Origin of the sequence: Luteibacter sp. UNCMF331Sha3.1 (genome assembly GCF_900109915.1) — a bacterium.
Classification (GTDB): Bacteria; Pseudomonadota; Gammaproteobacteria; order Xanthomonadales; family Rhodanobacteraceae; genus Luteibacter.
The window spans coordinates 441,034-450,954 of record NZ_FOBU01000002.1; the positions used below are offsets into that span (position 1 = coordinate 441,034).

Below are 9,921 nucleotides of genomic sequence, written 5' to 3' on the forward strand. Positions count from 1 at the left end.
GGTCATCGAGCCCGGTGGGAGCCAGCCTGCCGGCGATGCTCTTACCTGCCGCGGCATTTGACGCGGTCGGGTCGGCCGGGCGCTATACTGCCTCCCACGCCGGCATCCCGCCGTACGAGGTTTTCGTATCTTGAGTTCGACCGCATCCCGCAAGGCCAAATCCGACGTCAGCAACGAGCACCTTCGCAAGCGCGTCGTGGCAGCCCTTGAAGATCTCAAGGCCAAGGACGTCCGCGAAATCGACGTTCGCGGCAAAACCTCCATCGCCGATATCCTGTTCATCGCGTCGGGCACGTCCGCCCGCCACGTGAAGTCCATCGCGGACGAAGTGATCAAGTTCGCCAAGGAAGCGGGCGTGATGCCGCTGGGTGTCGAAGGCCAGACCGAAGCCGAATGGGTGCTGGTCGACCTCGGCGACATCATCGTCCACGTGATGATGCCGCGCATCCGCGAGTTCTACGGCCTCGAGCGCCTGTGGACCGTGGGCGACGACGGCGTCGAAGCCGCCAACGACTGAGCCCGCCGTGCGGGCTCGCCTCATTGCCGTCGGCGAGCGCATGCCGGCCTGGGTGGCCGAGGGTTTTGCGGAATATCGCAAACGGCTCTCGCATGAACTGCCGCTCGATCTGATCGAAATCAAACCCGGCGTTCGCGGCAAAGGCCGCGACGACGCTCGGGCGATCGTGGACGAGGGCGTCGCCATCCTCGCGGCGCTGCCGCGCGACATCCATGTGATCGCCCTCGACGGCCGCGGCAAGACCTGGTCCAGCGAAGATCTCGGCCGGCAGCTCGAGCAGTGGCGCATGGGCGGCCGCGATCTCGCGTTCCTCATCGGCGGTCCGGATGGCCACGCGCCGGATGTCCTCGCGCGGGCAGACCAGCGCTGGTCGCTGGGGCCGCTGACGTTGCCGCACATGCTGGTGCGCCTCGTGCTCGCCGAGCAGCTCTATCGCGCCACGACGCTCGTCGCCGGCCATCCCTATCATCGCGCCTGAAGGAATCGCCGTGCTTTATCTGGCTTCGCAGTCCCCGCGCCGTCGCGAGCTCCTCGATCAGCTGGGCGAGCCCCACACGGTCCTCCGCGTCGACGTCGCCGAAGTCCGCGAACACGGCGAGGCGCCCGACGACTACGTCGCGCGCGTGGCGCTGGACAAGGCCCGCGCGGGATACGGCAGCGTGATCGGCGAGCAGGGCGCGCGCGTGCTCGGTGCCGATACCGAGGTGATCCTCGGCAACGAGGTCTTCGGCAAACCCCGCGATGCGGACGACGCCGTCGCGATGCTGGAACGCCTCTCGGGCCGCGAGCACCGCGTGGTGTCGTCCGTGTGGCTCGTGGACGCCGACGGCCCGCGGGGCGCCACCTCCGTGTCCGTCGTCCGGTTCGCGCCCCTCGACCGGGCCTGGATCGACGCCTACGTCGCTTCCGGCGAGTGTTTCGGCAAGGCCGGCGCGTATGCGATCCAGGGTCGCGCCGGTGCCGTCGTCGAGCACCTTTCCGGCAGCTACACGGGTGTCATGGGCCTGCCGCTCTATGAAACGTCCCGGCTGCTCCGCGGTCAGTGACAGGTCGTCGGCACACCGCTATAAAGCATGATGACCGAAGGAAAAGGGGCTGCAGTGAGCGAGGAAATCCTGATCAATGTCACGCCGCGTGAGACACGCGTCGCGATCGTCGAGAACGGCATGCTCCAGGAAGTCCACGTCGAGCGCGCCCAGAAGCGCGGCTATGTGGGCAACGTCTACAAGGGTCGCGTGCAGCGGGTGATGCCCGGCATGCAGGCCGTCTTCGTCGAAATCGGGCTCGAGCGCGCGGCGTTCCTGCACGCGTCCGACATCGTGCGCCCGTCGCTGCCGCCGACCGACGCGACCGGCGAGGGCAAGTCGAACGGCCACGGTCCCGTGCCGCCGATTTCCGAGCTGGTGCACGAGGGACAGGAAATCGTGGTGCAGGTGGTGAAGGATCCGATCGGCAGCAAGGGCGCCCGGCTTTCCACGCACCTGTCGATCCCGTCGCGTTATCTCGTGCTGCTGCCGCACTCGCGCACGCTCGGCGTCTCCGTGCGCATCGAGGAGGAAGCCGAACGTCAGCGCCTGAAGGACATCATCAATCCCCTGATCGGCGAGAACCACCTCGGGTACATCGTTCGTACGAACGCCGAGGGGCAGTCCGAGGAATCCCTCGCGTTCGACGTGACGTACCTGAGCAAGGTGTGGCGCGTCGTGCAGGAGAACATCCAGAAGGCGAAGCTCGGCGAGCGCGTGTACGAAGAACTCTCGCTGCCGTTGCGCTCGCTGCGCGATTCGCTCAACGACGGTATCGAAAAGGTCCGCGTGGATTCGCGCGAGACTTACGAGAAAACCGTCAAGTTCGTGCAGAAGTTCATGCCGGTGCTCTCCGACCGCATCGAGCACTACGCCGGCGAACGTCCGATCTTCGATCTCTACGGCGTGGAAGACGAGATCCAGCGCGCGTTGCGCAAGGAGGTACCGCTGAAGTCCGGCGGTTACCTGATCGTCGACCAGACCGAAGCGATGACCACCGTCGACGTCAATACGGGTGGCTATCTCGGCAGCCGCAATCTCGAGGAAACCGTCTACCGCACGAACCTCGAAGCCGCCCAGGCGGCGGCGCGCCAGCTGCGGCTGCGCAACCTCGGCGGCATCATCATCATCGACTTCATCGACATGACCGACGACGAGCACAAGCGGCAGGTGCTGCGCATGCTCGAGAAAGGCCTGACGAAGGACCACGCGAAGACCACGGTGTACCCGATGTCCGCGCTCGGTCTCGTCGAGATGACACGCAAGCGCACCACCGAGAGCCTCGAGCGCCAGCTCTGCGAGCCGTGCCCCGCGTGCAGCGGTCGCGGCACGCTGAAGACCGCGGAGACCGTGATCTACGAGATCTTCCGCGAGATCACGCGCGCCGTCCGGCAGTTCAACGCGCAGAAATTGCTGGTGATGGCGAGTCCGAAGGTCGTCGGCAGGATCCTCGAGGAAGAGTCCGCCGCCGTGGCGGAGCTGGAAGAATTCATCGCCAAGAGCATCCGCTTCCAGGCGGAAGAGCATTATTCGCAGGAACAGTTCGATGTCGTTCTCCTCTGAATCCGGCGCGCGACGCGGAATCCCGGGCCGGTGAGTCCGGACTGGCGCCATCGCGCGAGACGCCTGCGATTCCTTGCCCTCGGCCTGGTCGCGAGCATCCTGGTGATGCTCGCGCTCGTGATGGCCGTCGGCCAGCTGCTGTTGCCGCTCGCGGCGCGCTACCCGGAGCGCGTCGCCGCGATGCTCAGCGAGCGGCTCCATCGCCCCGTGCACTTCGCGTCCATGGAAGGGTTCTGGCGGCCGTCGGGCCCCTTGTTCGTGATGCGCGACGTCACCATCGGCGCCACCGAAGGCGGTGGCGAGGCGCTGCGCCTGCCGCAGGCCGCGGTGAAGCTCGATTTCGGCGCCTTCGTGTTGCCGTCGCGCCATCTGATCAACCTGCGCCTGTCGGACCTGCGCCTCGGCCTGCGCCGTGCCGCCGACGGTCGCTGGAGCATCGATGGCTTCGGCGCCGGGTCGAGCACGCAGAAGTTTTCGCTGGGTAACGTGTCGGCCGACCTGTGGCTCGGCAATCTGCACCTCGACATCGTCGACGACACCACGCAACGGCACTACGGGCTGATCGCCGACCAGCTGCGCCTCAGCCTGCAGGGCCACGCGATCCGTTTCGGCGCGATGCTCCGCCGCGAAAACGTCGGGGGCCTGCTCACCGCCGCCGGTCGGTTCGCTGAAGACGGGTCCAGCGGGCGTATCTATGTCGACGGCACGGACGTCGACTTCAAGGCGCTGACCGGCGACTTCGACGTCGGTGGGTACGCGCTCGCCGGTGGCAAGGGCAGTTTCGAGTCGTGGCTCGACTGGCGCGATGCGAAGGTAGTGCGCGCGACGTGGCGGCTGAATCTCGACAACCTCATCGTTCGCGGTCCCGCGCGCACGGTGAAAACGGCGGGCCTGCACGGCATCGTCGACCTGCACCGCACGGCCGAAGGCCAGCGGATCGACTGGGCCGGCACCGACGGCAGCGACCTCGCGCTCGTGCTGGGGCAGTCCGGCGGACGCAGCAGCGGCACGCTCGTCGCGCGGAACCTCGATCTCTCGCCCCTGCTTCCGTGGGCGGGCGTCGCGCCGTCGGTGTCGCCGTCGCTGGCGCGCTGGCTCGGCGAAGGCCGTCCCCGCGGGCGCATCGACCAGGTACGCGCCGACTGGACGGGCGATGAAGGCGTCACCTTCGCGCACGCGGCGTTCTCGGGCCTCGGCATCGATGCGAGCGGCACCTTGCCGGGCATCTCGTCGCTCCGGGGCGAGGTCTTCGGCGATGCCGGCGCGCTGGCGCTGAGCCTGCCGACGCAGGCCACGACCATCGACGCGACGGGTATCTTCCGCAAGCCGTTCGCTATGTCGGCGCTGGGCGGCAACATCGCCGTGCACAAGGAAGACGGCGACTGGCACATCGGCGTGGATGCGCTCGACTTCCAGGGCGAAGGTTACGGCGGTCAGGCGCGCGGCGAGTTCGTGGTGCCCGCGGCGGATACGGGCCCCTTCATGGACATGTACGTCGCACTCGGCCCGGGCGACGTGCAGGCGGCGAAGCTGTTCTGGCCGATCCATTCGATGTCGGAAGGCGCGCAGAACTGGCTCAATCGCGGTCTCGTCGCGGGCCGCATCGAAAGCGGCGCGGCGGTGCTCCGCGGCAACCTGCGCGAATTCCCGTTCCGCAACCAGGAAGGCCGCTTCGAAGCGCGCGCGGTGATCGACGACCTCACGCTCGATTACGGCGCCGGATGGCCGCGCGCGGAAGGCGTGTCCGCCATCGCCAACTTCATCGGCAACGGCATGTACGTCGAAGCCAGCGAAGGCCATTCGTTGGGCAACGCCGTGAGCGCCACCACGGCAGCCATCCCCGATTTCGCCGACGGCGTGCTCGACCTCAAGGTCAGCGGCGCGGGCACGGGCGGCAGCTTCCTCGAGTTCATCAAGAACAGTCCCGTCGCCAGCCGCAGTCGCGAGGCGCTCGACAAGATGAAGCTCGGCGGCACCGGCGAATTCGGCTTCAACCTGCTCCTGCCGCTGAAGGACGCGAAGGCGTTCACCCTGCAGGGGCGCGCCTCGATCAAGGATGCCGACCTCGTCGCGGACGAATGGAAGCTGCGCCTCGACCGCATCACGGGCCCGATGGCGTTCGATGGCGCGGGCTTCACCGCGAAAGGCCTGAAGACGTCGTTTCACGGACAGCCGGCCGAGCTCGACCTGCTGATCGCGGCCGCAAACCCCGACCCGATGACCGTGCTCAGCGCGGGCGTCTCGGGCGCGTTCACCGTCGGCGAGATGACGAGCGATTTCGACACCCTGAAGTGGCTCGGCGACGTCGCGAAGGGGCGCGGCACGTTCCGCGTCGGCTTCGACCTGCGCAAGACGGGCAAGGGCGACGAAACCGCCCAGACGCTACGCGTGGACTCCGACCTTCGCGGCGTGGAGCTCACCATGCCGACGCCGGTGAAGAAACCGGCGAACGTCGCCACGCCGTTGTCGGTCTCGGTCGGCATTCCCGTGGACGGCGCGCGCCTCGACCTCGCACTCGGCGACGTCGTGCGCGGCCGGCTGCGTCTGCCCACCGAGAAGGCGCCGATCGCCGCCGCGTTCAATCTCGGCAGCACCGCGCCGGCGACGTTGCCCGCGCAGGGTTACCTGATCGGCGGGCACGCCGCGAAGCTCGACGTGTCGGGCTGGGTCCAGTACGTCGTGGGTCTCTCCACCGGCGGCACGGGTCCGGGCCTTTCCGCGCTCGACGTCGCGGCGGACGACGGCGAGGTGTTCGGCCAGCACTTCGCGAACATGCACATCGTCGCGCGCCCGGGTCCGCAGGACCTGTCGCTGCGCGTCGACAGCGACGGCATGGCGGGGCAGCTGACGGTTCCCAACGACGAGCTTCGCCGGCGCGGCATCACGGCGCGCATGGACCGCCTGTGGTGGCCCGCCGCCGACGATCCCGTCGAGGCCGCGAAGAAGGGCAAGGCCGCCGCGGGTGCCGCCACCGGCACCGCCGCCGCCGTCGCGAAAGCCGACGACGCGAAGGACGATCCGAACGCGCCGAAGAAACCCGTCGACACCAACGAGGCGGGCGTCGCGCCGTCCAGCCTGCCGCCGATGCACCTTCAGGTGACCGACATGCGTCTCGGCAAGGCGCGCCTGGGCGAGGCGCGTCTCGAAACGTGGCCGACCGACGAAGGCATGCACATCGACCAGCTGCGCACGCAGTCGAAGAACGTGCAGATCACCGCGACGGGCGACTGGAACGGCGATGCGAAGCGCAGCAGCACGCACCTGGCCATCGGGTTCGTCTCGGAAGACGTCGCGCGCATGATGGACGCCCTCGGCTTCGCGGGCATCCTGCAGGGCGGACGTACGGAAGCGCACCTCGACGCCACGTGGCCCGGTGGACCGTCGGCGCTCGCGCTGGCGAACATGGACGGCACGCTGAAGGTCGACGTCGCCAACGGGCGCATCCTCGAAGTCCAGCCCGGCGTGGGCCGCCTGTTCGGACTGATCTCGGTCACCGAACTCCCGCGCCGCCTGTCGCTCGACTTCGGCGACGTGCTCGGCAAGGGGTTCGGCTTCGACGCCATCACCGGCGATTTCCGCTTCGCGAACGGCAACGCCACGACGCAGAACCTCAAGATCCGCGCGCCGGCCGCCGAAATCACGATCACGGGTCGCGCGGGTCTGAAGGCACGCGATTACGACCAGCAGGTGCTCATCGTGCCGCACGTGGGCAACAGCCTCCCGGTGGTCGGTGCGCTGGCCGGCGGCCCGGTGGGCGCGGCGGCGGGTCTGGCGGTGCAGGGCATACTCGGTCGCGGCCTCAACCAGGCCGCGCGCAAGCGCTACTCGGTGACGGGCACGTGGGACAAGCCGATCTTCACGCCGATCGACAAGGGAGAGCCGTCGGCGACGCCGCCTCTCCGGTGATCGTCAGGGCTTCTGCCGGCGGAACGGGAACAGCTGCTGGCGGATGAACCCGTCGGGCATGTAATCGCCGACCACGCCGTATTTTTCCGGAAAGCGCTTCGTCGACGTCACGGCGGTGCCGAACAGGTAATCGATGAAGGCGTAGTGCGCCGCGTAGTTCCTGTCGATCGCTTCGTCGTCGGACGCGTGGTGCCAGTGGTGGAAGTCGGGCGTGACGATCACGTACTTCAGCGGGCCCCAGGGCAGGTGCACGTTGGCGTGATTGAACACGGCCTGGAAGCCGACGACGATGATGTAGGCGTTCATCACCGCCTCGCTGAAGCCCAGCACATATAGCGGTGCGAGCACGCACACGCGGGTGAAGATCAGTTCGAGCATGTGCTGGCGCGATCCCGCCAGCCAGTCCATCGTCTTCACGCTGTGGTGCACGGCGTGGAAGCGCCAGAGGAACGGCACCTCGTGATACGCGCGATGCGTCCAGTACTGCGCGAGGTCGGCCACCAGGATGCACAGCAGCAGCTGCGGCACGAAGTGGATGCCGGCGACCATGCGCTGGAAGTCGCCGTTCACCATCCAGCCGAACGCGTGGTGGATCAGGAAATTCACGATCAGCAGCGAAAGACCCACGATGAAGTGGTTCACGGCGAAGTGCTTCATGTCGGTCTGCCACTCGAAGCGGAAGACGCTCTGCCCGCGATAGAGCGGGAACAGTTTCTCGATGACCACGAACAGCATCGTGGAGCCGAGCAGATCGAGGATGAACCAGTCGAGGCCGATGTACGGCACATGGTCGGGGAATTCGCCGACCGGCACGCGCGACCCACCCAGCGCCACGGCGGCGATCACCATGACGAACGCCGCGATGTTGAGGTTGCGCCTGCGGCCGAGGATCACGTTCGCCAGCGACAGACCGCCCGCGACGAGCAATCCGCCGAGCAGCACCTGGCGCAGCACGTCGACGGAGTACTTGTGCCGGAGGTCGGGCGTGGTCAGGTACTGGGGAAAATGGAAGGCGACGACGGCGAGCAGGCAGAGGAAGCCCAGCGAGAACGCGATCGCCGTGCTCACCATGGCCTTGCGCGGCGACAGCTCGCCACTGCGATGGAGCAGGTCGACGGTCTCGTCCACGACCGCTCCGGCGCGCCGCACCGGCGCCGTCGCGACACGCCGCGCGAACGCCCGCTTCGTTCCCTTGCTCATATCCTGTTCCTTCCTCGTGGCTGCCGACCGCATCGTACGACAGCCGCGGGGGCCGGTGGCCGGGCCGGCGCCCGTTTGGGGCCTGCGAGGGTTTAAGCTGACGCCTTTCGGCCCCACATCCGGGGTTCTTACCAATCTTTGCCGGCAGACCTGATGGATTCCCTGATCTCCCTCGCCGAACGTCGCCTCCTCACCCCCGGCGGTCTTGCCGCCACGGACCTGGACCGCGTGTTCTCCCAGCTGATGGGCCCCTCGATCGACGCCGCCGACCTTTACTTCCAGCATTCGCGCAGCGAGTCCTGGGTGCTCGAGGAAGGCATCGTCAAGGACGGCAGCCATTCCATCGAACAGGGCGTGGGCGTGCGGGCGATCTCCGGCGAGAAGACCGGTTTTTCGTATTCCGACGAGATCGTGCTGCCCCAGCTGCTCGAGGCCTCGCGCGCTGCGCGGGCCATCGCGCAGGGCGGCGCCGGTGCCGGCAAGCCGCTCGCGATCGCCACGGGCCGCGGGCTCTATCCCGCCATCGACCCCGTCGAGAGCCTGCCGAACGAGGAGAAGATCGCGCTCCTGCGCGAAGTCGACGCCTATGCCCGGTCGCGGGACCCGCGGGTGAAGCAGGTCGTCGTGAGCCTCGCGGCCACGATGGACACGATACTCGTCGCCGGTTCCGACGGCACGCTGGCCGCCGATGTGCGTCCGCTCGTCCGGCTGAACGTGCAGGTCATCGCCGAGCAGAACGGGCGCCGCGAGCAGGGTCATTCGGGCGGCGGCGGCCGTTACGGTTATCGCGAGCTCATCGCCAACGGCCGCGCGCACGCCTTCGCCGAGGAGGCCGTGCGCCAGGCGCTGGTCAACCTCGACGCCGTGGACGCTCCGGCGGGCAGCATGACCGTGGTCCTCGGTCCGGGCTGGCCCGGCGTGCTGCTGCACGAGGCGATCGGGCATGGCCTCGAGGGCGACTTCAACCGTAAGGGCAGCTCGGCCTTCGCCGGGCGGATCGGTCAGCGCGTGGCCGCCGAAGGCGTCACGGTCGTCGACGACGGCACGCTGCCGGGGCGTCGCGGTTCGCTCAGCATCGACGACGAAGGCACGCCGACGGAGTGCACCACGCTCATCGAGAACGGCATCCTCAAGGGCTACATGCAGGACAAGCTCAACGCCCGCCTGATGGGCGTGAAGTCCACGGGCAACGGTCGCCGCGAATCCTTCGCGCAACTGCCGATGCCCCGCATGACCAACACCTACATGCTCGCGGGCGACCGCGAGCCGGAAGAGATCATCCGCTCGGTGAAGCGGGGCTTGTACGCCGTGAATTTCGGTGGCGGCCAGGTCGACATCACGAACGGCAAGTTCGTGTTCTCGGCGAGCGAGGCCTACCTGATCGAGGACGGCAAGGTCACGCGTCCGGTCAAGGGCGCGACGCTCGTGGGCTCGGGCCCCGAGGTGCTGACGCGCGTGTCGATGATCGGCAATGACCTCGCGCTGGACGAGGGCGTCGGTGTCTGCGGCAAGGACGGGCAGAGCGTCCCCGTCGGTGTCGGCCAGCCCACGCTGCGGGTCGACGGCATGACGGTCGGCGGCACCGCCGCCTGAGGTCCCGTGCGGGAGCCCCATCGCCAGCAGCCTGGCTCCTCGCTCGTGTGGGAGCGGCCTCGGCCGCGATGGGTGCTCGCCGCAAGCCCCATCGCCAGCAGGCTGGCTCCCACCAAA

At 68.1% G+C, this 9,921-nt stretch carries 7 protein-coding genes; 6 read left to right on the forward strand and 1 reads right to left on the reverse strand.

Translation table 11 applies throughout. The features are described 5' to 3' along the window. The first annotated feature begins 196 nt into the window (after positions 1-196). Genes rsfS through BMX32_RS10335 form a run of 5 tightly spaced genes read left to right on the forward strand, consistent with a single transcriptional unit; the run spans position 197 to position 7,011 of the window. Positions 197-517, forward strand: a complete 321-nt coding sequence (gene rsfS, locus BMX32_RS10315; RefSeq protein WP_244511553.1) for a ribosome silencing factor — start codon at positions 197-199, stop codon at positions 515-517. 7 nt (positions 518-524) lie between these two features. Continuing rightward, a complete protein-coding gene (rlmH, locus tag BMX32_RS10320; RefSeq protein ID WP_089978324.1) occupies positions 525-995 on the forward strand; it encodes a 23S rRNA (pseudouridine(1915)-N(3))-methyltransferase RlmH in 471 nt (156 codons plus the stop codon). 10 nt (positions 996-1,005) lie between these two features. Continuing rightward, on the forward strand, positions 1,006-1,563 hold the full coding sequence (locus BMX32_RS10325) for a Maf family protein (RefSeq protein ID WP_089978328.1): 558 nt from the start codon (positions 1,006-1,008) through the stop codon (positions 1,561-1,563). A 54-nt stretch (positions 1,564-1,617) separates the two neighbouring features. After that, the gene (gene rng, locus BMX32_RS10330) at positions 1,618-3,105 is read left to right on the forward strand and encodes a ribonuclease G (RefSeq protein WP_089978330.1); all 1,488 of its coding nucleotides are present in this window, start codon (positions 1,618-1,620) and stop codon (positions 3,103-3,105) included. A 30-nt stretch (positions 3,106-3,135) separates the two neighbouring features. Further along, positions 3,136-7,011 (forward strand): YhdP family protein, encoded by a 3,876-nt coding sequence (locus tag BMX32_RS10335; RefSeq protein ID WP_170843627.1) that lies wholly within the window; start codon positions 3,136-3,138, stop codon positions 7,009-7,011. A gap of 3 nt (positions 7,012-7,014) precedes the next feature. Here BMX32_RS10335 and BMX32_RS10340 read toward each other — a convergent pair whose 3' ends face one another. Then, positions 7,015-8,211 carry a sterol desaturase family protein gene (locus BMX32_RS10340; RefSeq protein ID WP_089978334.1) on the reverse strand — a complete coding sequence of 399 codons (1,197 nt, stop codon included), beginning with the start codon at positions 8,209-8,211 and terminating at the stop codon, positions 7,015-7,017. A gap of 150 nt (positions 8,212-8,361) precedes the next feature. Here BMX32_RS10340 and tldD point away from each other — a divergent pair, with 150 nt between their 5' ends. Further along, positions 8,362-9,804 carry a metalloprotease TldD gene (tldD, locus tag BMX32_RS10345; RefSeq protein WP_170843698.1) on the forward strand — a complete coding sequence of 481 codons (1,443 nt, stop codon included), beginning with the start codon at positions 8,362-8,364 and terminating at the stop codon, positions 9,802-9,804. Positions 9,805-9,921: the final 117 nt, after the last annotated feature.

Coding starts and splice junctions, on each gene's coding strand:
- BMX32_RS10340 (WP_089978334.1), bottom strand. CDS start 8,211: ATGAGCAAGGGAACGAAGCGGGCGTTCGCGCGGCGTGTCGCGACGGCG.